A 22,574-nucleotide genomic window follows, 5' to 3' on the forward strand; every position below is an offset into this window, starting at 1 on the left:
CATTAAGCGCTTAAGCGGCCGGCGTGCTTACCGCCAAAATTCCGTCCCGGGAAACACCGCCCCAAGGTCAGGCGCCTGCACTTCAGCTTCAGGCAGCTGGGTCCAGGCTGTCCTGGCCGCCCGCAGCGGGTCGCCGGCAGGTACACCATATTCCCGGTAGGTGACCGTCGCTTCATTGTCCGGGTTGCCCCAATTGTCCCAGCCCAGCGGATGAATATGTCCGCCCAGCAGACAGCCGGCCAGTTCAGTCCGGGCATAGCCCCGCCAAGGCCGCCCCAGAAATACCTGACCCACGCCTTCTTCGGCGGTAAAGTAACAGCCCTGAAACACATACCCATAAGCACGGCCTTCCGGCGTGGAAGCTGCCGTTACATAAGAGGGGCTGTCCGAATCGCGCCGCAGGCTGCGGATTTCACAGCGCTCGAAGTAAGCCGTCGCCCCGCCGAAAATAAAATCCACCGTTCCTTCAATGTAACAGTCGCGGTAGAGCTGGCGATACTGCTCATGCTGCTCCCGCAGCGGGATGCCGCCGAATGAAAAGCCCTGCTTGTTCACCAGCGGCAGCGGTCCGGTAAAGAGGGTGTCCTGGTGGCCCTTGAACGTGCAGCCGCTGAAGACCGTCTCATCGCAATTGGCATACACGGCCAGCGCTTGACCGACAGTCTCTCCCTGGCCCGCCGCATTGGTCACCGTCAGATTGGAGAGCCGCAGCCTGCTCCCCCCCAGGAACAGGGTCGGCGTCCCAAAGGTGCCGAGCTCCTCGCCTGCCTCGTTCCGTTCCCGTGCATAGCGGGAGCCCCTGATTTCAACCTGGCCGAGGCCAATAATTGTCAGATCCGAACGGTAAATCGCCACATTTTCTTCATAAACTCCCTGCAGTATCACCAGCGTCTGCGGTTCGCCCGATGGCAGACGCTCCAGGGCGTCGACCGCGTCCTGTACCGTACTGTAATCGCAAAACAGCTCTTGTCCAACCAGCATAAATGCTCCTCCTTGTTCCTCCAGCCCATTCGTTGTTCACCGATTATTCACTGTTGTCATTTCGTTCAGGCAAGCATCTAAATTATAGCGTCCTGCGCATCGCAATTCCAGAAAAATTTTAACGTGTGCATTTCATTTAAACCTTGACTTGGCGCGTAGTAAGAACTAAACTGTAATCGTTAACAATACTGCAGCCCGGAGAGATGTTATGATCACCATCAAGGATATCGCCCGTGTCGCCGGCGTCTCCCATACGACCGTATCCCGGGCGCTCAACGGCAGCCCGCTGATCAAGAAGGTCACCCGGGACCGCATTGAGCGAATCGCCGCCGAAATGAATTATGTGCCCAATTACAGCGCCAAGAGTCTGGTGACCAAGCGCTCCTTCACAATCGGGCTGTTCTTCTCCAGTATCGAGCAGGGAACCTCCTCCAGCTTCCTGGTGGATGCCATCAAGGGCATCAGCCATGTGCTGGACGAGAATTACAACCTGACGGTACACGGCATCGACAGCGTACAGCACTTTGCGGCGATTCAGCCGCAGCGTTTCGATGGTATTCTGGTCATGAGCCAGAGCGACGAGGACAACGCTTTTATCTATCATGTCAAGACGATGGGCATTCCGCTTGTAGTGCTGAACCGCCAGCTGGAGGACCCGGGCATTATGAATGTGGTGGCCAATGACCGCGAAGGCGTCAAAGAGGCGCTGGATTATGCGGTATCGCAGGGTCACCGGAAGTTCGCTATTATTGAAGGCAAGCCGGGCTTTAAATCATCCACCGAGCGTAAGCAAGGGTTCATGGACAGCCTGATTGCCCACCGGCTGAGCCTCAGTCCGGAGTATTTCGCCGCCGGTGACTACAGCATCGACAGCGGATATTCGGCAATGACCGCCCTGCTCAATCTGGCCGATCCGCCGACTGCCGTGTTCTGCTCGAACGACGACATGGCCATTGGCGCGATGAATGCCTGCTATGCCCACGGCGCAGCCGTTCCGCAGCAGGTCTCGCTGATCGGCTTCGACGATATTATGTTCGCGCGCTACACTAATCCGGCGCTCACTACCGTGCGCAAGCCGATTGCAGACATCAGCGAGCTTGGCACGAAGATGCTGATCCAGCTGATGCAGCAGCCCGGGCAGAACCCGCAGCAGCTGTTTGTGAAGACGTCGCTGATGATCCGGGACACTGTTACTGCTTTGTAACGTGGCCCATACCGCTTCCGTATTTAAAAAAACTCCTGCCATTGCAGGCTCTCCCGAGCTTCTGCAAGCTATGCGGCAAGGAGTCCATTTTTTAAATAAAATGTTCACGTGTGCATCATTCTAAAACATTTTAAAAGGAGACTTGTGACTCTTATGACTAACCGACTTTCCCGCTCTTCCCGTCCCGATCTGCCGGTATATCCCGAGAAGATGATCCAGTTTGGCGAAGGCAACTTTATGCGCGCCTTCGTAGACTGGCAGCTGCACCAGATGAACTCCCAAGGGCTGTTCGGCGGCAGCGCCGTACTCGTGCAGCCGATTGAACAGGGCCTCGGCGAGCTAATGGCACAGCAGGACAATCTGTACACGGTGCTGCTGAACGGCATTATGAACCAGCAGTCCGTCAACTCCCGCGAGATCATCACCAGTGTCAGCCGGGTGATTAATCCTTATACCGAATACGAAGCCTACCTCGCACTGGCCGAGAATGATGAGCTGGAGTTCATCACCTCGAATACTACGGAAGCCGGCATTGCCTATCATGCAGGTGACGCTGCCACCGATGTACCGCCCAAGAGCTTCCCGGCCAAGCTGACGGCCCTGCTGCACAGACGCTATGAGCTCGGCAAGAAGGGCTTTGTCATTATTCCGTGCGAGCTGATCGACCGCAACGGCGAGAAGCTGCTGGAAATCGTCCGCCGTTATGCGGCAGACTGGCAGCTGGGCGAGGGCTTCCTGAGCTGGCTGGAGAACGAAAATACGTTCTGCTGCAGTCTGGTAGACCGCATCGTTCCGGGCTATCCCCGCGACAAGGCAGCTCAGCTGGAGGAAGAGCTGGGCTACCTCGACAATCTGATGGTTACCGCCGAGCCGTTCCTGTTCTGGGTCATCGAAGGACCCGCCTGGCTGGAAGAGAAGCTGCCGCTGGCCAAAGCCGGACTGAACGTTGTCGTCACCGCTGACATGACACCTTACCGTGAACGCAAGGTGCATCTGCTGAACGGTCCGCATACGGCGATGGTTCCGCTGGGCCTGTTGGCCGGCCTGCAGACCGTCGAGGATGTGATGAACGATTCCGCCTTTTACCGTTTCGTGCAGGAATTGATGCAGGAGGAGCTGATCCCGATGCTCGATCTGCCGGAATCGGAGCTGCGTTCCTATGCGGATGCCGTATTGGAGCGGTTCAAGAATCCTTTTATCCGCCACGAGCTGACCTCTATTTCGCTGAACAGCATCTCCAAATTCAAGACACGGCTGCTGCCTGTATTACTCCGTTACCGTCAGGAACGCGGCGTACTGCCGCAGCGGATGACGCTGGCTTTGGCCGGACTGCTGCTCAGCTACCGCGGTGACCGGATCGCCCGTCAGGACGGCGCCGATGTGCTGGAGACCTTTGACCGCGCGTGGAGCGACCGTGGAAGCTTCCTGCAGCGCATTCTCAGCGATGACAGTCTGTGGGGCCAGGATTTGACACAGGTTCCGGGGCTTAAGGATGCGCTTGAGGCCGACCTGCAGAAGCTGGAGAGTCAGGACAGCCGCTCTGTTCTGGTGCAGCTTGTTGTTCAGTAATGCTTTTCTCGAATGAATGGGACAGACATTTACAACTTTCAGGAGGGTGGTCCAAATGCAAGAAGCGACGCTTAACGTGAAACGACTGATGAAAATGAATGCCCGCGATACGGTGGCGGTAGCCCTGCGCCCTGTCACTGCCGGAGAAGAGCTGGAAATCAGCGGAGTGAAGGTTACAGCCCGCCAGGATATTCCGCAGGGGCATAAAATAGCACTGACGAATATCAAAACAGACGAAAATGTTATTAAATACGGTTCTCCGATCGGCCACGCCATCTCGGATATTGAGGCCGGCGACTGGGTGCACACCCATAACGTCAAGACCAATCTGGCCGGAGAAGAAGAATATGAATATAAGCCTGAGCTGCATCCGGTGGTTTATCCCCAACGCAATCTGACCTTCCAGGGCTACCGCCGCAAGAATGGCAAGGTTGGCATCCGCAACGAGCTGTTTATTATCCCTACCGTCGGCTGCGTCAACGGTATCGCCGAGCAGATGATCCAGGAGTTCAAGGCCAGCCATCCCGATCTGGGCGGCTTCGACAATCTGACCGTGCTGAAGCATCCTTACGGCTGCTCGCAGCTGGGCGACGACCACAAGATGACCCGCAGCATCCTGCTGGATGCCGTCAACCATCCGAACGCCGGCGGCGTGCTTGTCTTCGGACTGGGCTGCGAGAATAACATTGTCTCGGAGTTCCGCAGCATACTTGGCGATTACGACGAGAACCGGGTCAAATTCCTCGTTGCCCAGGAAGTCGGGAACGAGGTCGAAGCCGGCCTCACACTGCTCGATGAGCTGTACGAGGCGGCCAAGGACGACGCGCGGGAGCCGGTGCCGCTCAGCGAGCTGAATATCGGGCTCAAATGCGGGGGCTCCGACGGCTTCTCCGGTATTACCGCCAATCCGCTGCTCGGAGCATTCTCTGACTTCATCATCTCCCAGGGCGGCACCTCGGTGCTTACCGAAGTTCCCGAGATGTTCGGCGCCGAGAAGGTGCTTATGGCCCGTGCCGAGAGCCGCGAGGTATTCGAGGATATCGTCTCGCTGATCAACAACTTCAAGCAATACTTCCTTTCTTACGGGGAGCCTGTGTATGAGAATCCTTCCCCGGGCAACAAAGCCGGCGGTATCAGCACACTGGAGGACAAATCGCTGGGCTGCACCCAGAAAGCCGGCTCCTCGCCGGTCGTGGATGTGCTGCAATACGGCGTGAAGCTGCGCAAGAAGGGGCTCAGCCTGCTGCAGGCACCGGGCAATGACCTCGTGGCCGCTTCCGCACTGGCTGCCTCCGACTGCCAGCTGGTGCTGTTCACCACTGGCCGTGGAACACCGTTCGGCAGCTTCGTGCCGACCGTCAAGGTGGCGACGAACAACGAGCTGTACGCCAAGAAGGGGCACTGGATGGACTTCAACGCCGGACCGCTGCTTGAAGAGCCCATGGAGAAGGTGCTTGAGGAATTTATTGATTATATTATCCGCGTAGCCAGCGGCGAGAAGACACGGAATGAGCAGAACGAAGTGCGCGAGCTGGCGATTTTCAAAACAGGGGTTACGCTCTAATATCCGGACTATTATTTCTATTATGAGTTAAGGGAGACGCGTTCATGTTTCTAAATGATGATTTTCTGTTGACCACCGATACCGCCAAAGCTCTGTTTCACCAATATGCCAAAGACATGCCGATCATCGATTACCATTGCCATCTGGACCCGAAGGAAATTTATGAAGACCGTCCGTTCGCCAACCTGACCGCTGCCTGGCTCTACGGGGACCACTATAAGTGGCGCCTCATGCGGGCCAACGGTGTACCGGAATCACATATTACGGGCGACGCCTCCGACTATGACAAATTCCTGGCCTGGGCGCGGACCCTGCCGAAGGCAATCGGGAACCCGCTCTACAGCTGGACCCATCTGGAGCTGCGCCGGTTCTTCGGCGTCGACACGCCGCTGAATGAAGACACCGCTCCGGCCATCTGGGAGGAAGTCAACCGTAAGCTGGCGGAGCCGGAATTTACACGGCGCGGATTGATCCGCAGCTCGAAGGTCAAGGTGATCTGCACCACCGACGACCCGGTGGATTCGCTCGAATATCACCGTCTGCTCAAGGAAGAGGAAACTTCCTTCAGCGTGTTTCCGACCTTCCGTCCCGACAAGGCGCTGAACATCGACGCTCCGGGCTTTGCGGACTGGCTGGCGAAGCTCGCGGAAGTGTCCGGCACCAACGTGGATTCCTATTCAGCCCTGCTGGATGCATTGCGCGGCCGCGTCGACTTCTTCCATGAGAATGGCTGCCGCCTCTCCGACCACGCGCTGGACGTGCTGCGCTACCGGGCAGGCGACGAGGCCGAGTGCGAACGGATTCTTGCCAAGCGCCTGAACGGCGAGAAGCTGTCTCCGGAAGAGATTACTCTGTATCGTACAGAGCTGCTGACGGCGCTGATTGGCTTCTACCATGACAAGGGCTGGACGATGCAGCTGCATATCCATGCTTACCGCAACAATAATACGCCGATGTTTAAGAAGCTGGGTCCGGATACCGGTTATGACGGCCTGAACGATCTGCCGCTGACCGAATCGCTGTCGCAGCTGCTGGACCGCGCGGAATGCGGCTCAGGACTGCCGAAGACCATCCTCTACTCGCTGAATCCCGGCGACTACCCTTCCCTGCTTGCCCTCATGGGCTGCTACCAGAAGGATACTGTCGGCAAAATCCAGCTCGGCTCCGGCTGGTGGTACAACGACACCTACAGCGGCATGCGCCAGCAGATGACGCTGCTGGCCGAAGGCGGGCTGCTCGGCAACTTCGTCGGCATGCTGACGGATTCCCGCAGCTTCCTGTCCTATACCCGGCATGAATACTTCCGCCGGGTGCTGTGCGGCCTGCTCGGCGAGCTGGCTGACCGCGGCGAAGCGCCGGATGATGCCGCCCTGCTCGGCAAGCTCGTTGAGGACATCTCCTACAACAATGCCGCCGGTTATTTCGGCTTTGAGTCGGCCGAATAAGGTTGGAAGGAGCGCATCTATATGCCTACCATCTACATTGCCGGCGATTCTACAGCCGCACAGAAGGCTGCGGACCGCAAGCCCGAGACCGGCTGGGGCGAGCATCTGCCGAAGCTGCTTGCTCCCGGCATTGCTGTAGACAACCGGGCCATTAACGGCCGTAGCACAAAATCGTTTATCGCTGAAGGAAGATTAGACGGGATTATCCGCGATTTCCGCAGCGGGGACTACCTGTTCATCCAGTTCGGCCATAACGACGAGAAGATTGAAGACCCGCTGCGTTATAGCGATCCGAATACGGAATACCGCAGCAATCTGCAGCTGTTCATCGAAGCCGCCCGCAGCCGCGGGGGCTTCCCCGTGCTGCTGACCTCGGTCAGCCGGCGCCGCTTCACGGCGGATGGTGAGCCCGACCCGCTTGCGGTGGGGGCCTATCCGCAGGCGATGCGCGAAGTGGCTGAAGCCACGGGAACGCCGCTGCTGGACATCTTTGCCGCTTCGCAGGAGCTGTACCGGTCGCTTGGAATCGAAGACTCCAGGCGGCTGCTCCTGCACCTGGCTCCGGGTGAGCATCCGAATTATCCGGAGGGTGTGACAGACGATACGCACTTTAGCGAGGATGGTGCAGAATGCATAGCGGAGCTTATCGCCGCCGCCCTCGCCGGCTGTGCAGCATTGGCCGAGCTGGTGCGGGGCGTGGGGAGCATCGCGGAGAATGCGGCTGAGCGCGGCGCGGGGAGCTGTGCTGGGAATGCCGCTGTCAGCGCGGGGAGCAGTGCTGGGAATGCTGCTGACAGTGGCGCGGGGAGCAGTGCGAGGAATGCCGCTGTCAGCGGCGCGGGGAGCAGTGCGAGGAATGCCGCTGTCAGCGGCGCGGGGAGCAGTGCGAGGAATGCCGCTGTCAGCGGCGCGGGGAGCAGTGCTGGGAATACAGCCGAGAGTGCCGCAGCGCGGGCTAAGTTGGCCGGATCTGAGCACAGCTCGAATCCTATCCCCGGCATCCCGCTGAACCTCGGCGTCCGCGCCCATGACATCCGGCATCAATCGCTGCCGGAGCTCGTCGGGAAGCTGCAGGCTTACCGTTTCAACCATATCCAGTTCGCGGTGCGCAAATCGTTCCCAGAAAGCGTGCCTGCGCTGTCCTCCTTAAGCCCCGGAACGGCCGCCCATTTCGGCGATGCGTTCCGTCAGGCAGGCATCCGGATCGCTGTGCTCGGCTGCTACGTCAACATTGTAGCGACCGAGCCTGCCATTAGAGAGCAGGCCCTTCGGGACTTCGCCGCGCACCTGCGTCTGGCCCGAGATTTCGGTGCCAGCCTCGTTGGAACGGAGACCGGCAGCGTCGGCCAGGGGTACACGACCGACAACTTTACGGAGGAAGCCTTCCTGAAGGTCGTCGATTCCGTACGGCGGATGGTCGCGGAAGCGGAGCGCTTTGGGGTGACGGTCGGCATCGAGGCCGGCCAGAACCATCCGCTGCACTCCGCTCCCCTGGCCAAGCGGCTGCTGGAGCTGGTACCGTCGAATAACCTGCAGATCATCCTCGACTGCGCGAACCTGATGTCACCTGACAACTATACCCGGCAGGAAGAGGTCATCTGCGAGGCGCTGGAGCTGCTGGATGAGCGGATTGCCGTCATCCATCTCAAGGATTTTGACGTAAGGGACGGGCAGATCGTCATAGTCCCCGTCGGGCAGGGCAGACTGCAATTCGCGCCGATCCTGCACTATATGAAATATAAACGCCCGCATATCCAGGGCATCCTGGAGAGCACCACCGAAGAGCATCTGCCGGGAAGCATCGCTTACCTGCAGCGGTTGTATGAAGAGGTATAGACGTGGACAGTATATCCAAAATCTATCCGGGACTAGACCGGAAGTGAATTACAGTACGACGAAGAAGCAACGCTTCCGTAAGGGCAGCGTTGCTTCTTCGTGCTTCTGGTGTGCTTATCGCCTAAATGATTCTTTCCTTTGCGGCACCCATCACTCTACCCTACTCATGATAGGACAAGAGATCGTGATGTCTTATCCTCCAGCATCGTTAAGTAAAAGCCACCAAAGGACGATAGTTGTATTTCATACATCTATATAGTACAAAAGCAGCTCTCCGGGGAGTTTAGTTGTATTTCGTACATTTAAACTGAACGAAATCCAAGGAAAAGGCATTTTGATCGGATTTTAGTTGCACCAAATGCAATTATAGCCACATTTACCCGGCAACCAACAGTTTTAGTTGTACAAAATGCATTTAAAGCTTCCAAGGAATGTCGCGCCCAATGGGGTGCGTTCCGATGGGGTGATGTTCCGATGGGGTGATGTTCCGATGGGCGCCGTCCCATCAGCAAACTTCTTTGCAAATGAGGCGGATGGTACCTCACCGATTGTCTCTATATAAGAGTGCTGTGCAAAGACTCTAAGATCTGTAAGGATGCTGCCATTACGCCGAAAGCTCCATTCACTCAGCAGTCGAAGAATTAGAAGAACAGACTAACGTGAAGATTAACTGTGAGATATTCCGGGCACTGATAATCCCAGAAAGAAGAACATGCTGCTCCCAAGCGGCGACTTGCTGTAAATTTTGAAACGTCTCAAGTTAGAAATACATGCTCCTTTATAACAAAACAAAAAGCAGTGAGTTCTCTTACTCGGAGCCCTCGCTGCTTGTATTAAGTTCCCTCTTTATTAGCTACCCTCTCACTACTGCAGCTTGGGATCAACCGGAGACGGATGCCGCTCACCTGCCGTTTCCCGGAACATGCTGTCCGGTCCCGGGGGTGCTGACAGCTTGGCACCGAGCAGGCGTTCCAGGTCACCGACGGTCACCGGCTGGGCATGCGCCATCAGCTCATACCCAAGCTCCCCGTTAGGCTCCAGCGTGACAAATTTCAAGTCGCTGATCCGGGCGATTCCAGTCTGGCGCAGGCGCATCTCCAACTGGTCCACCGTCATCCGCAGGGAATGCAGGTTCTGTGTCTGAATTTGGCCATTCTCCACCAGGACCTTCGCACGTCCGTTCAACAGCCGCTCCATCCAATCAAACTTCAATTGTAAATACTCGATCAGCAGCAGGAAGAGGATAAACACCGCAGCCGAGCCAATGGCCTTCCATAATTCATGGTTGGCAATCGGCTGAACGATTGTCGTCCCGATCGAAATCATGATTACTGTAGTCGCGATGGTCATTTGTGAAATCGATTTGCGTCCGGCAATGCGCAGCAGAATCATACCGGCGAAGACCAGCAGCACCGATTTCCAGATCCAGTCCAAGAAATCTCCCCCTTACACTAGAGTATGTAAGTATAGCGTTGGCATTTCACCCTCCCCCTATTCCAGTCCTGCCCTCCGCTGGCACTGAAAGGCCGCACTTGTTAATGCATACACAGGATGGGTACAATGTATTGAAGAACTCATTATTCCAAAGAAACAGGTGAAATCCATGCAAAATTTCGGATTCGCAAGAGTAGCCGCCGGCTCCCCGGAGCTGCGGGTGGCCGATTGCGAGTTTAACACCACGCAAATCATCGAGGTGATCCGGCAAGCCCAGGAGCAGCAGGCCGAGTATCTGGTTCTGCCCGAGCTGTGCATTACGGGTTATACCTGTGCGGACTTATTCCTGCAGCAAACGTTGCTGGATGCAGCGCTGCAGTCCCTGCTCAAGCTGGCTGCCGCCACGGAAGGACGGCAGCTCGTCGTCATCGCCGGGGTCCCGCTTTCTATTAAAGGAAGGCTCTTTAATTGTGCCGCCGTTCTGCAGCGGGGTAAAATACTGGGCATCGTGCCCAAGACCTGCTTGCCCGGCTACAGTGAATTCTATGAGCCCCGCTGGTTCGCAGAGGCCGAAGAGCTGGAAGTCACCGAGCTGCGGATCGGGGGCAGCAGCGTACCTATCGGCAAGGATCTGATCTTCGTTCATGAGGACAACGACAATCTGTCCTTCGGCGTGGAAATCTGCGAGGACCTGTGGGTACCGGTTCCGCCGAGCAGCCTGCTGGCCCAGGCCGGCGCGGTGCTGCTGTTCAACCCGTCGGCCAGCAATGAGCTGGTCGGCAAGGCCGATTACCGCCGTCAGCTCGTCAGCAGCCAGTCCGCCTCCTGCGTGGCGGCTTATGTCTATGCTGGTGCGAACGCCGGGGAATCGACGACGGATGTCGTGTTCGGCGGCCATTCGCTGATTGCCGAGAACGGCCAGCTGCTCGCGGAGTCGGAGCGGTTCACCTTTGAGAGCCGGCTGACCATCGCCGATATCGATGTGCCGCGTCTCCAGTACTCGCGTACGGTAATGGGCACCTTCCGCTCCGGCAAGGGCCGCCGCAACTATCGCGAGATCACCTATGCGGAGCCCGCTCCGCAGAATATGGAACGCAAGCTAAAGCGCATGGTGGCGATGAATCCGTTCGTGCCGGGCAATCCGCAGCAGCGGGACGAGCGCTGCCGGGAGATCCTGTCCATCCAGACCTCGGGCCTGATGAAGCGTATCCGGCACATCGGCACGAAGCAGGCCGTCATCGGCATCTCCGGCGGGCTGGATTCGACGCTGGCGCTGCTGGTGGCCGTCCGGGCCATGGAACAGCTCGGCCGTCCGGCCAGCGATGTGCTCGCGGTGACGATGCCGGGCTTCGGCACGACGAACCGCACCTACGACAACGCCGTCGGCCTGATCAAGGCGCTTGGCGCTTCGCTGATGGTGGTCGATATCAAGGAGGCCTGCCTCCAGCATTTCAAGGACATCGGCCACGACAAGGATGTCCATGATCTGACCTATGAGAACGTGCAGGCGCGCGAACGTACGCAGATTCTGATGGACCTCGCCAACAAGAACGGCGGGATTGTCATCGGCACCGGCGATTTGTCCGAGCTGGCCCTTGGCTGGTGTACCTACAACGGCGACCATATGTCGATGTACAGCGTTAACTCGGGCATTCCGAAGACGCTGATCCAGTATGTCGTACGCTGGTATGCCGACCATGAGGCCGATGCGACCGCAGAGAAGCTGCTCACCAGCATCATTGAGACCGGCATCAGCCCGGAGCTGCTGCCTCCGTCGGCCACAGGCGAGATCGTCCAGCTCACCGAGGATATCCTCGGCCCTTATATCGTGCATGATTTCTTCTTATATTATATGCTGCGGACAGGCGCCGGCCCGGCCAAAATTCTCCACCTCGCCCAGCACGCCTTCGGCGACGGCTATACCCGGGAGCAGCTCGTCGGCTGGCTGCGCGTATTCGTGAACCGGTTCTTCACGCAGCAGTTCAAGCGCTCCTGCCTGCCGGACGGGCCGAAGGTCGGCACGGTCAGCCTCTCGCCGCGCGGCGACTGGCGGATGCCGAGCGATGCTTCCGCTGCTCTCTGGCAGCGCGAGGTGGAGCAGCTGGGCTAAGGTAGTGGCTCACCGGGGCGGTGAAACTGCCACCAGCCCCTTCTGCCCGTGTACCAGGCTGCGCTAACCTCGCTTCCACTGCAAACAAGGCTTCCCTTTCGCCCAGGCGAATAAGGGAAGCCTTGTTTATGCTGCCGGGACCAGCCGGGCGGGTTATACCGGCTGCGGCATCAGCGCGATTTTTTCATAATGCTTGTAGAGCGAATGGAAGTTGCCTGAGTAGTTCTTGTTCCAGGGCTTCTTCCTGCCGCAGAAATGGATGATCGAGCTGTGCTTCACCACGTAATCCATGTCCACTCTACCGTTGCTGGCTAATTTATAATAGAAATAATACCGGGGATCGTAGTTGAAGCGCACCTCATCTACCTTCACGATCTCCTTGGCGTACAGGGCGTTGATAATGTCCTGGTCGGGCAGAATCAGCCGGAGCTTGTTCTCCTCCACAAAAGCGAACACCTCACGCTCATCAATCCGCTGCCGCTGCAGCGCCAGGTTCATCAGCAGCACACCGGAGTTGTAGTACGCCTCGATGTCATACGGCCGCAGACGCAGCCGGTTAATCTCCTTGACTGAGAGCCTGTCATGGTAAGCCTCCGCAAACAGCGCTTGCGAAATATCGGTCTCATACAAGCTGCGGATTTCATTGATAATAATGATATCCGGGTCCAGATACAGGATGGTGTCCATCTCTTCAGGCAAGAATTTGTAAGCCAGAATGCGGTAGTACATTTCCTTGGAATAATGCTTGATAACCGGCGCATCCCTGAACATGTCGTCTCCCACAGTAATGACAGTAACCGCCTGCCCCTCCCGCTCAACGAAGCTCTGGATACCGGCAAGCTCCCCCTTCCGTAATGCTGGAGTGCATCAGATAAGTTTGAAAGCATTCCCGGGGATTGTTGATAAACAGCGATTTCAGCATGACCTTCAGCGGCTTAATATAATGCGAATTCAACGTAACGAGAATATTCATACGCATGAGCTTCGCATCCTATAGACGTTGTAATGGAAAGATTCCCTATTCCAATTGTATAGAAGAAAGCAAATGTCCTGCAAGAGCCCGGTACCCTATGCCATTATCAAATCGGCAGCTTATGGAGAAAATAAGCTCCAGCCTGCAAGCGATATCATCGGGCATAAAGGCCAGAATAAATATTATAGGCTCCTGATGCTGGCGGTAAACCGGCTGTCAGGGGCAGATTTGCCTTTTTTTGAGCGATTTTGCTGCCTTGACTGGAATCGGGGGCAGGTGATATATTAGTTCACAGCTTAATAATTTAGTGTTTAACTATTAATCAGTTAATCATTAAGCGCTAAATTATCTTGTCCGCAGCACGGTTTCTCCGGAGGTGAAATTTTGTCCGATCATAATAAAGACTTCATTGAAATTTCCTCAATGTTCAAGACCTTCCTGAAGGGTATTTCGCAAAAATGGAATAAGCAAGGCTTTCCGTTGTCCCTTACACAGTTCAAAGCGCTGTTTGTTATATGCAAGGATGGGCCGATGATGGTCTCGCAGCTGGCTGCCGCACTGGACATGACGCCCGCCGCCATTACAGGAGTGACAGACTTTCTGCTGGCTGAAGGTTATGTGCAGAAGGAGCGCGCTTCCGGCGACCGCCGGGTGGTCAACATTACGATTACAACCGAAGGCAAAGAACTGATTAAAGTGGTGGAGAACAAGCAGAGGGAGGTGCTGGAGTCGTATTTCCGGATTTTGCCGGATGAGGATATCGAGCATTTACGGCGTATTTTTGGCACATTGATTGCCGAATTAGACAAATAATAAAAAATGGTGGGGAAGAAATTATATGGAACATTTATCCAATAAGCGCAAGCTTACAATTATGATCGCCATCATGGCTGCGATGCTGTTCGCCGCGATCAACCAGACAATTACCAGCACGGCTATGCCGCGCATTATCGCCATCCTCGACGGGATGGATCTCTACACCTGGACGATCAACATCTATCTGTTGACCTCCACGATTGCAACTGTGCTCGTCGGCAAGCTGTCCGATATGTTCGGACGCAAGCCGTTCCTGCTGACCGGTATCCTGTTGTTTATGGTCGGCGCGTTCCTGACCGGTACTTCCGACAATGTGCATCAGTTTATTTTTTACCGCGGGATTCAAGGGATTGGCGCCGGTATTATCCAGTCCACTGCCTTCACCGCTGTAGGCGACCTGTTCCCGCCGCGTGAACGCGGTAAATGGATGGGCCTGATGACCGCCGTATTCGGCTTCTCCAGTGTTCTGGGACCAACCCTTGGCGGCTATCTGATCGACCATCTCGACTGGCACTGGCTGTTCTGGATCTTCCTGCCGCTGGGTGTAGTTGCCTTCGTCCTGATTATGGCCCTGTTCCCGAAAGCCAAACGCGGCGAATCCACCAGCATCGACTATCTGGGCTCCCTGTTCCTGACCACGACGATTGTTCCGCTGCTGCTCGCCTTCTCGTGGGCCGGTACGGAATATGACTGGGGCTCCGGACAAATTCTGGGCCTGCTGGCCGCTTCCGTCGTTTCGGCACTGATCTTTGTCTTCACGGAAACCAAAGCGAAAAATCCGATTTTGCCGCTGCATCTGTTCAAGAACAGTGTCGTTACTGTCTCCAATCTCATCGGCTTCATTATGAACTTCGGCATGATGGGTGCGCTCATCTACCTGAACTTCTTCGTGCAAGGCGTGCTGGGCATTTCGGCTACGTATGCCGGATATGTAACCATGCCGATGTCCATTGTAATGGTAATTGCCAGTGCCGTTACCGGCCAGCTGATTGCCAAGCAAGGGAAGTACAAACGTTTTGCGATGGCTGGCGTGCCGATTATGATTGGCGGTATGGCCATCATGATCTTCATGAACAGCGTGCCTGTAGCCATCCTGAGTATGATCGTGTTCGGTCTGGGCCTTGGCCTGGGTATGCCGGTCTTCTCGCTGGCTACGCAGAACGCCGTTTCCCACAAGGAGCTCGGCGCCGTTACCGCTTCGACCCAGCTGTTCCGTAACCTGGGCGGCACCATCGGTATCGCCGTCATGGGTACGGTAATGTCCAACAACCTGACCAAGCATCTGAAAGAAGCGCTGACTTCTTCTCCTGCCGCTCAAGGCCTTAGCCAGCTGGACCCCGAGGTCTCCAAGCAGCTGACCGCCTTCGCCAATCCGACAGCGCTGATGAACAAGCCGCTGCTGGAGCAGACGCAAGCCAGCCTGCCGGCTGATGTGCAGCCGCTCTTCGTACAGATGATCGACGGTATCCGCGATGCGCTCGGTCAGACGTTGTCCACTGTGTTCATGACCGGTACCATTGTCCTCGTGGCCGCTTTCATCCTCGTCTTCTTCCTGAAGGAGCTGCCGCTGCGCCAGAGCAACCAGGCTGCCGCACCGGCCGAAGCCGAGAGCGACGCACTCGCCAAGAAGCTGCAGGTGGAGTAATACCAGGACTTCAAGGCAACAAGCTGCCGGCAGAGGCAATATGCCCGACAGCTGATTATTTAAAGGAAGGCCGCAATACGCGAGTTACTCGCGTTGCCGCATATAAACCAAACAAGGCTACTCCCGTCGCTGCCGTGACGATGGGGTAGCCTTGTTTCTTATTGCATGGTTGACGGTTACTGCCGGACTATAAGCGAACCATAACTCTGTAAGACTAATATAACGATGACGGTATTAAACTTCACTCCGACTGGTCTTTCTGGTCTTTCTGGTCTTTCTGGATTCTTTCAGTCCTTCCACTCTCCAGTGCTAACGTTCCGAAATGCGCTTATCTATCAATGGCCGACGGAACGGATAGCGTACCGGTCAAAGGTTAAGGATATAGGCGCTCCTGTTACATGCGTGCCGTCAACACTTCGCATAAGGCTCCGTAGAGCGGCGCTTCCAGGTCCAGCGATGCCAGCTCCGCCAACACTGCTGCAGGCGACGGAGATAAGCGGACCAGCGCGTAAATACACTCCTTCCATTGGAACGCGATCTGCGCGCGGTCCAGCAGGCGGAAGACCTCTGCTTCCGCATTGCTTTCGGCCACCTTGGCGGCGGCGAAGACTACACGGAGCGGCTCACGGACCGGCAGCTCCGGAATCTCCACGGTCAAGGTATGGGCGGCGGCATCATACTCCAGCCTGGCTGCAGCCCCGCGGTCTCCGGCATACACTGTAACTTCCGTATCCGTGAAGCCGACGCAGGAGAGCTTCCAGCTGCGCTGCGCCGGAATAGCCGCCGTGTGACCCGCGGCCGGTCCGATCAGCAGCTCTGCCCGCTCGCCCCATCTCAGGCAGATGTCCGTCCGGCACCAAGCTTCGCGCCGGTCTTCTGGCCGCTCTTCGGGCCAGTCTTCGGGCGTGTCGCCCTCATCCTCCCAAAGCGTGAAGTCACCGTCCGCTCCGGCGAATACCCGCAGCTCAAGCCGCTGCGGATTAGCGGTCGAGGACGTATACTCCGTCAGGTCGGCCATAGGCACTATGCCCCCTGCCTTTGCCAGCACCGGGATCTGCTCCAGCCCCCGGTATAAGGACAACCTTCTGCCGCCGTCGTACACCCGGCCTGTGAAGAAATCGATCCAGAGCCCTTCCGGCAGCCATGCCTTGAACCCGGCAACGCCGGTGCTGCGGTCGGCCGGCGTGGTGAGCGGGCAGGCGATCAGCTCGGTGCCGAAATAATATTGGTTCGGCACCTCATACGCCTCCTGCCGCTCCGCATGGCGGTAATACATCGGCGTAACCAGCGGCAGGCCTTCATGGCCGGCCAGCCGGTTCATGGTGTACAGATACGGGATCAGGCGGTGCCGCAGTAGCAGCGCTTCCTTCATGACGCGCTCGGCTATGGCATTGAAGCGCCAGGGCTCCTTGCTGTTGAACGGGCTGGCCGAGCTGTGCAGACGCAGAATCGGCGAGAACACGCCGAGCTGCACCCATCTGGCCGCCAGCTCATCGTCCAGGCAGCCTAGCATATGCCCGCCGATATCGTGGCTCCACCAGCCGTAGCCGGCATTCGAGGCGGTAGCCGTGAAATACGGCTGGAAGTCCAGCGATTCCCAAGTGATAATGGTATCGCCGGAGAAGCCGACCGGATAGCGGTGGCTGCCGAGCCCCGCATAGCGGGAGAAGGTCAGCCGCCGCCTTCCTCTGCGGCCGCTGTCCAGGTAGTGGTAGTGGTTCAGCATCCAGAGCGGGTCCAGCCCCTGTACCCGGCTGACTCCGCCCTGCTGCCAGTCGATCCACCAGAAATCGACGCCCTCTTCCTCCAGCGGGTGATGAAGATATTTGAAGTACGCCCGCAGGAACGCCGGGTCGGTGATATCGAACTCAACCGCATCGCCCTTCCCGGGGTCGAGGCCCAATTCGGCGGCGATGGCCAGATACGGGTCCTCGAAGGCACGTACCCCGTCTGCGGGATGAACATTAAGCGTCACGCGCTTGCCCATCTCATGCAGCCGGGAGAGAAATTGCTGCGGATCGGGAAACAGCTCCCGGTTCCAGGTATACCCCGTCCAGCCGCTACCGTAACGCGGATCAATATCGACGAGATGCCAATCCATGTCGATGACAGAAACGGAGAAGGGAATCTGCTCCTGTTCGAACCGCTCCATCAGCTGCAGGTATTCATCGGCGGTATAACGGTAATACCGGCTCCACCAGTTACCGAGCGCATAGCGGGGCAGCAGCGGCGCCGGGCCGCACAGCCTGTAGAAATCCTGCAAGCATCTCGTGTATTCACGGCCGTAGCCGAAGAAATACTGGTCAATCCCTTCACCGGCACGCGGCACGACACTGCCGTCCTCCTCCAGCAGCAGCGAAGCGCTGTCGTCAACCACGGTGTAGCCGGCGCGAGAGAGCAAGCCCGGCTCCAACGGGATCGCGCCGTCGGCATTGTCCAGCGTCCGGGCGGTCCCGCCCAGATTGGGCGGCGTCTCGCCGTAGTGCCAGGTGCCCATCAGATGCCCGGACGCGTTACGGACATGAATGCGCAGGCCTTGGCGCGTAAACGGTCCTTTGTCGTAGATTAGATGCAGCCGCTCCGTCACCAGCTCCAGCCGGTTGCCGTGGTCGATCAGGCGGAAGGCCGGGAACGGAAATTGACGGTTCAGCACCGTCTGCGTCGCCCGGTCCTCGAACCGGTTCCCGGCGCTGTACTCCAGCCGGATCAGCTGCGGGGTCAGCACGGTCAGGCGGTAGCCGTCTCCCGTGATCTGCGCTTCCGAACTGGCCACCGGCTTGGAGGCAATCCGCCACCGCTCGGGTACTGCTGCTTCTGCCTTTGCCGCTGCTTCCCGCCCCGGCAACGCCGACTTCGCCCGATGCCCCACTATCGCTCCTGAATCCGTTGCCTCTTCCCCCCGCTCTGGCTGCTCCATCTGACCTGCCTCCCCAGCCGTTGTCTTCCAAGTATGCTCCATAGCGCTAACCTCTCTGCTTAATTTGTTAGGATGATCGTTATTCCCTCACCACTCAGGCTCAACCTATGACACCGTTGCTTTCTTCCCCATGTTCACCGTGTCTCCATAACATCAAGGCTCTGCCTACTCCTTCACCGCGCCGATCATCACGCCCTGGTTGAAATATTTCTGCAGGAACGGATACACGCACATAATCGGCACCGTAGCGACGATGATCACGGAATAGCGCATCATGTTGGCCAGACGCAGGGCGATTTGCGCCGCTTCGCCGCTGCCCATGCCGGACTGCATCTGGTTGGTGATCAGGATGTTGCGCAGGATCAGCTGCAGCGGGTACAGATCCGGATTCTTCAGATAGATCAGTGCGTTGAAATAGGAATTCCAGTAGCCGACGGCGATCCATAGCCCCAGCACGGCGATGATCGCCTTGGAGAGCGGCAGGACGACCTGCGCGAAGTATCGAAGATTCCCGCAGCCGTCGATTTGCGCCGCCTCCCACAGATCGCCGGGAATGCTCGTCTGGAAGAACGTGCGGGCGACGATAATGTTGTACACAACGACCGAGAACGGAAGCACCATAACCAGGAAGGTGTCATACAGATGGAAGTCACGCACAGTCAGAAAGGTCGGAATCAGTCCGCCGTTGAAGAACATCGTAAAAATAAAGAACAGCGACAGCAGCTTCCGGCCAAACAGGTCTCTGCGCGACAAGGCATAGGCTGCCGGAATGTTGACGGCCAGACCGATAAGCGTACCGGCTGCCGTATATAGAATGGTGTTGCGGTAGCCGATCCAGATATTGCTGTGCTTCAGCAATTCCCTGTATCCGTCCAGCGTAAAGTCCTTCGGCCACAGCCATACCTGCCCGCCCGCCACCGCCGAAGGGTCACTGAAGGACGCGATGACGATGAAGTACAGCGGGTACATCAGCAGGATCAGCAGGATCACCGCCACTGCGTACATCGCCCATTCCATCACCGTATCCGAGGAACGGTTGTTTTTGATTTTGCCCTTGCTTGCCCGAAGCGCCGGTTCAAGGGTTCCCATAGCTGCTCCACATCCTTTCTACCACAAGCTGTTTTCGCTGTATTTCTTGGAAATCTGGTTAACCGTAATCAGCAGAATGAAATTGATGACCGTGTTGAACAGGTTGATGGCCGAGGAGAAGCTGTATTGGCTGCTGAGCAGGCCGATTTTGTAGACATAAGTGGACAGAATCTCGCTCGACATCGCGTTCAGGTCATTCTGCATCAGGTATACCTTCTCGAAGCCGACGCCCAGGAGGCCGCCGACCCGCAGAATCAGCAGTGTGATCGCCGTCGGCATCAGCATGGGGATATCGATATAGCGGATTTTGTGCCAGCGGCTGGCTCCGTCCACTGTTGCAGCTTCATACAGGCTGGGATCGACAGCCGACAACGCAGCGATAAAAATAATGCTGTCCCACCCGACATGCTGCCACACGTCAGACCATACATAGACGCTGCTGAACAGCACTTGAGACCCCATCAGATCGGGGGCTTCTTTCCCGAACAGGCTGTACAGATTCCCGAGCAGCCCGGTGCTGGGCGAGAGCAGAATCATCATCAGGCCAACCATGACTACCGTAGAAATGAAGTGCGGCATATATGAGATCGTCTGGAAAAAGCTCTTGAACCGGTTCGGCCGCATCTGATTGACCATTAAAGCGAGCATGACCGGAATGGGAAACGTGAGCAGGCTGTACAAGCTGATAATCAGCGTGTTCTTGATCGTGTTCGTAAACTGGTAGGAATTGAAGAACTTCTCGAAATATTTGAGCCCCGCCCATGGACTTCCGCCGATTCCCAGCGCCGGGCTGTAATCCTTGAATGCGATCAGTACCCCGTACATCGGCTTATAGGCGAACAGCAGCGACAGCGTCACTGCAGGAAGCAGCAGCAGGTACAGGCCGTAATTGCGCCGGATGGAGACAAGCGCCCGCCCGGTGGTTCCTTGACCGGATTTCATGGGTTAACCCTCCTGTCTTTCTCTTAACTCTATTTCTCTTGAAAAAGCCGCCCCCGCGCCAACAAGCCCGTGCGCAGGAGCGGCTCTCTGTCCTCCGGCCTATAACGTGGTGTGAATGATAACGGGCTGTCCGCCGCAGACCAGCCTGCCGCCGGCCACGGTCACCGTACTGCGGTCAATCAGGTTCGTATAGCTGCCGTCCGGCAGCTCTGTCTCCACATCGACAGGCTGCCCCTTGAGGCTGAACACGCCGAGCAGCCTTTGCGCTCCCCAGGCGTACATACCCAGGACCGTATCCTGCTCCTCCGCCGCACGCAGGACGCAGCTGCCGCTGGCCATGATCTCCAGCTGCTTGACCGCATGGAGCGCCTTCAGCAGCCCGGACAGATCGATGCCTGTGTCCCAGTCTACCGTATCCTTATCGAACAGCCCTGGACAGCGGACGTTCCCCGACTCCTGCCCGCCGTAGATCAGCGGCATACCCTTCTGGAAATATTGAAACGCGGTCCAGTTCATCAGGCTCCGCTCATCGGGAATGAGCGCCCTGGCCCGCGGCCGGTCATGGTTCTCCAGGAAACGCAGCTTCACATAGTTATCCGGGTAGATGTATTCCTGGGCGCCCAGCTTCTCCAGGTAAGCGGACAGTGCGAGCTGTCCCTCCAGATAGGCGCAGAAATATGGATAGAGATCGTAATCGTAGCAGGCGTCGAACGCCTGGAACAGCTCTCCGTCGGAATGGCTGACCATACCCTGGCGCCGTAAATCCAGGATGAATGCCGGCTCGATGGATTCGGCAAGCCAGAAGCAGTCCGGGTTCACCTTCGCCACCTCGGTACGGGCACGCCGCCAGAATTCCAACGGGACCAGCGGCGCCACGTCGCAGCGGAAGCCGTCGACAATGGCCGCCCAGCCCTTCAGCGTCTCAATCTGGTAGTCCCACAGCTCCGGCTGCCCGTAATCCAGATCGACAATGTCGCCCCAATCGCCGACCCGGTTGCCGAAGCCGCCCTCCGGCGTCTTGTAGAACCACTCCTGATGGTTCTCCGCCAGCCAGGAATCCGGCGAGGTGTGATTGTAGACAACGTCGATGATGCATTTCATGCCGTGGCGGTGAATGTCTGCCACGAGCTCCCGGAAGTCGTCCTCCGTGCCCAGCTCCGGGTTAATCCTGCGGTAATCCTGGATGGCATAGGGACTGCCAAGCGTGCCCTTGCGCTTCGCTGCGCCGATGGGATGTACCGGCAGCAGCCAGAGGATATCCGCGCCCAGGCTGCGGATACGGTCCAAATCCCGCTGCACCGCCTTGAAGGTGCCTTCCCCGCTGTGATTGCGGACATATACGGAATAGATCACCTGATTCCGCAGTGCCGTGAGGGTCTCTTCTGCCATATCTCGCATGCTCTCCTTCTACTCTGCGGCGAACTTCCGCAGTCTCTTAATGCCGGATGCTCCGGATCAGCCGCGCAGAGGCCAAGGCTCCCAGCCGGTAGCTGCGGGATTCACCGCCCCCGGACCAGGCCAGCGCACCGAGACTCTCCAGCTCTTCCTTCCCGCTGCTGCGGAGCCGCACATAGGGGTAGCCGCTTCGCTCCAGGAATTGCACGGCCGCTCCGTCCCGGCGGGAGGACAGCAGGATGACGCCGTCAACACACCGGCCCTGCAGCAGCCGAGCCACCGTCTCCAGCTCCTCCTGCTCTCCGTCAGCAGACTGGAGCATAATGTCGAAGCCGAGCCGTCCGGCTCCCGCCAGCACTCCGCGCACCAGCTCCATGAAGAACAGATGGGTCAGCAGCTTCTCCGCCGGACGCGGCAGCAGCATGCAGATGCTGTGCGCCGTGCCGCTGACCAGATTCTTGGCGATGATATTCGGGGTGTAACCGAGCTCATCCATCACCTTTTTCACTCTGCGGGAGGTTTCCTCCTTGACGTTCGGCCGTCCGGTAGCAACGCGGGAGACCGTGGAGCAGGAGACTCCTGCCCGGCGGGCCACTTGCTTGATGGTAACGTTCACCTCGAAGTCTCCTTTGCGGTCCGGATATCGCCCGCTTC

General features: G+C 57.5%; 17 protein-coding genes. 8 read left to right on the forward strand and 9 right to left on the reverse strand.

Features of this window, described 5'->3' with window-relative positions; translation table 11 throughout:
- Nucleotides 1-27: 27 nt before the first annotated feature.
- A complete protein-coding gene (locus tag F1379_RS02360; protein WP_150265960.1) occupies nt 28-981 on the reverse strand; it encodes a pectinesterase family protein in 954 nt (317 codons plus the stop codon).
- Nucleotides 982-1,189: 208 nt separating this feature from the next.
- Here F1379_RS02360 and F1379_RS02365 point away from each other — a divergent pair, with 208 nt between their 5' ends.
- The 5 genes from F1379_RS02365 to F1379_RS30180 all read left to right on the forward strand — a co-directional run bounded on the left by F1379_RS02365 (nt 1,190) and on the right by F1379_RS30180 (nt 8,599).
- On the forward strand, nt 1,190-2,185 hold the full coding sequence (locus F1379_RS02365) for a substrate-binding domain-containing protein (RefSeq protein WP_150265962.1): 996 nt from the start codon (nt 1,190-1,192) through the stop codon (nt 2,183-2,185).
- 153 nt (nt 2,186-2,338) lie between these two features.
- Nucleotides 2,339-3,754: a tagaturonate reductase gene (locus F1379_RS02370; protein WP_150265964.1), complete on the forward strand. Its 1,416-nt coding sequence runs from the start codon at nt 2,339-2,341 to the stop codon at nt 3,752-3,754.
- Between the two features lie 55 nt (nt 3,755-3,809).
- Complete coding sequence (locus tag F1379_RS02375) at nt 3,810-5,318, forward strand: UxaA family hydrolase (protein WP_150265966.1); 1,509 nt, start codon at nt 3,810-3,812, stop codon at nt 5,316-5,318.
- Nucleotides 5,319-5,362: 44 nt separating this feature from the next.
- On the forward strand, nt 5,363-6,763 hold the full coding sequence (gene uxaC / locus F1379_RS02380; RefSeq protein WP_150265968.1) for a glucuronate isomerase: 1,401 nt from the start codon (nt 5,363-5,365) through the stop codon (nt 6,761-6,763).
- Nucleotides 6,764-6,784: 21 nt separating this feature from the next.
- Nucleotides 6,785-8,599 (forward strand): TIM barrel protein, encoded by a 1,815-nt coding sequence (locus F1379_RS30180; protein ID WP_239004519.1) that lies wholly within the window; start codon nt 6,785-6,787, stop codon nt 8,597-8,599.
- Nucleotides 8,600-9,463: 864 nt separating this feature from the next.
- On the opposite strand, the gene F1379_RS02395 is transcribed toward F1379_RS30180, so the two are convergent.
- On the reverse strand, nt 9,464-10,033 hold the full coding sequence (locus tag F1379_RS02395) for a DUF421 domain-containing protein (protein ID WP_150265970.1): 570 nt from the start codon (nt 10,031-10,033) through the stop codon (nt 9,464-9,466).
- Nucleotides 10,034-10,202: 169 nt separating this feature from the next.
- Here F1379_RS02395 and F1379_RS02400 point away from each other — a divergent pair, with 169 nt between their 5' ends.
- Nucleotides 10,203-12,143, forward strand: a complete 1,941-nt coding sequence (locus F1379_RS02400) for an NAD(+) synthase (RefSeq protein ID WP_150265972.1) — start codon at nt 10,203-10,205, stop codon at nt 12,141-12,143.
- Nucleotides 12,144-12,296: 153 nt separating this feature from the next.
- On the opposite strand, the gene F1379_RS02405 is transcribed toward F1379_RS02400, so the two are convergent.
- Nucleotides 12,297-12,914 carry a glycosyltransferase family 8 protein gene (locus F1379_RS02405; RefSeq protein WP_203457015.1) on the reverse strand — a complete coding sequence of 206 codons (618 nt, stop codon included), beginning with the start codon at nt 12,912-12,914 and terminating at the stop codon, nt 12,297-12,299.
- A gap of 43 nt (nt 12,915-12,957) precedes the next feature.
- A complete protein-coding gene (locus F1379_RS29935) occupies nt 12,958-13,122 on the reverse strand; it encodes a hypothetical protein (RefSeq protein WP_203457016.1) in 165 nt (54 codons plus the stop codon).
- A gap of 378 nt (nt 13,123-13,500) precedes the next feature.
- Between F1379_RS29935 and F1379_RS02410 the strand changes: the two genes are divergently transcribed.
- A complete protein-coding gene (locus F1379_RS02410) occupies nt 13,501-13,929 on the forward strand; it encodes a MarR family winged helix-turn-helix transcriptional regulator (RefSeq protein ID WP_239004520.1) in 429 nt (142 codons plus the stop codon).
- Nucleotides 13,930-13,954: 25 nt separating this feature from the next.
- Complete coding sequence (locus F1379_RS02415; RefSeq protein WP_150265974.1) at nt 13,955-15,577, forward strand: MDR family MFS transporter; 1,623 nt, start codon at nt 13,955-13,957, stop codon at nt 15,575-15,577.
- A gap of 394 nt (nt 15,578-15,971) precedes the next feature.
- Here F1379_RS02415 and F1379_RS02420 read toward each other — a convergent pair whose 3' ends face one another.
- The 5 genes from F1379_RS02420 to F1379_RS02440 all read right to left on the reverse strand — a co-directional run bounded on the left by F1379_RS02420 (nt 15,972) and on the right by F1379_RS02440 (nt 22,536).
- The gene (locus tag F1379_RS02420; protein ID WP_150265976.1) at nt 15,972-18,494 is read right to left on the reverse strand and encodes a glycoside hydrolase family 31 protein; all 2,523 of its coding nucleotides are present in this window, start codon (nt 18,492-18,494) and stop codon (nt 15,972-15,974) included.
- 165 nt (nt 18,495-18,659) lie between these two features.
- Nucleotides 18,660-19,583: a carbohydrate ABC transporter permease gene (locus tag F1379_RS02425; protein WP_150265978.1), complete on the reverse strand. Its 924-nt coding sequence runs from the start codon at nt 19,581-19,583 to the stop codon at nt 18,660-18,662.
- A gap of 18 nt (nt 19,584-19,601) precedes the next feature.
- On the reverse strand, nt 19,602-20,525 hold the full coding sequence (locus tag F1379_RS02430) for an ABC transporter permease (RefSeq protein WP_150265980.1): 924 nt from the start codon (nt 20,523-20,525) through the stop codon (nt 19,602-19,604).
- 99 nt (nt 20,526-20,624) lie between these two features.
- Nucleotides 20,625-21,914: an alpha-amylase family glycosyl hydrolase gene (locus tag F1379_RS02435; RefSeq protein WP_150265982.1), complete on the reverse strand. Its 1,290-nt coding sequence runs from the start codon at nt 21,912-21,914 to the stop codon at nt 20,625-20,627.
- 46 nt (nt 21,915-21,960) lie between these two features.
- A complete protein-coding gene (locus F1379_RS02440; RefSeq protein ID WP_150265984.1) occupies nt 21,961-22,536 on the reverse strand; it encodes a LacI family DNA-binding transcriptional regulator in 576 nt (191 codons plus the stop codon).
- Nucleotides 22,537-22,574: the final 38 nt, after the last annotated feature.

Origin of the sequence: Paenibacillus tepidiphilus, from assembly GCF_008635795.1 — a bacterium.
In the GTDB taxonomy this organism is placed as follows: domain Bacteria; phylum Bacillota; class Bacilli; order Paenibacillales; family Paenibacillaceae; genus Paenibacillus_AQ; species Paenibacillus_AQ tepidiphilus.